The sequence below is a fragment of the Rhizobium sp. SRI_017 genome (genome assembly GCF_057586295.1).
The window spans coordinates 1-972 of record NZ_JBYCZP010000073.1 but is presented as its reverse complement, the minus strand read 5'-3'; the positions used below and the strand labels follow the sequence as shown (position 1 = coordinate 972).

At 58.0% G+C, this 972-nt stretch carries 1 pseudogene; it reads left to right on the top strand.

The window, feature by feature from the left end:
- Positions 1-972: pseudogene (locus AC2YI2_RS35055) on the top strand (IS481 family transposase); the annotation flags it as partial.

Sequence of the window (972 nt, the reverse complement as noted above, 5' to 3'; positions counted from 1 at the left end):
CAGCGCCACGACGACGGAGGCAATCCGTCGAGCAATACAAAATAGTCAAGAGAGCCTGAGGGCGCTTTCCAAGCGCTATGGGATCAATCAGAAGACGGTGGCCAAGTGGCGCAAGCGTGCTTCGACGGCCGATGTTCCGACCGGTCCCAAGGAGCCGAAGTCAACGGTCCTTTCGGTGGAAGAAGAGGCCGTCATTGTTGCTTTCCGGCGCTATGCCCTCTTGCCACTGGACGACTGCCTTTATGCACTACAGCCGACAATACCGCACCTGACGCGGTCTTCCTTGCATCGCTGCCTGCAACGCCATGGCATCGGCCGCCTGCCGGATGTCGAGGGCGACAAGCCTCCAAAGAAGAGGTTCAAGACCTACCCGATTGGCTACTTCCACATCGATATTGCCGAGGTGCGCACCGAACTGGGCAAGCTGCATATGTTCGTCGCTATCGACCGGACCTCCAAATTCGCTTTTGTCGAGCTGCACGAGAAGGCGACGACGGCGGTCTCGGGCGACTTCCTGCGCAACCTCCTCAAGGCCGTGCCCTACAGGGTTCACACCGTTCTCACCGACAATGGCATCCAGTTCACCACGCCGGGCGCCGGTGGCTCCGCCGTTCCCCTCATCAAGGAGGCAATGGCGGCAGGTGAAATCTTCCGGGCGCACGCCTTCGAATACGCCTGCGCCAAAGCCGATATCGAGCACCGCACCACAAAGCCCAAGCACCCCTGGACAATGGCCAGGTCGAGCGCATGAACCGCACCATCAAGGACGCAACCGTCAAGAGCTTCTACTATGAGAGCCACGATCAGCTCCGCCAGCACCTCGCCGACTTCGTCTCCGCCTATAATTTCGCACGACGATTGAAGACCCTCAAAGGCCTCACACCATACGAATTCATTTGCAATTGCTGGACAAAAGAGCCGGATCAATTCACCTTCGATCCAACCCATCAATTCCCAGGACTAAACAAGTAG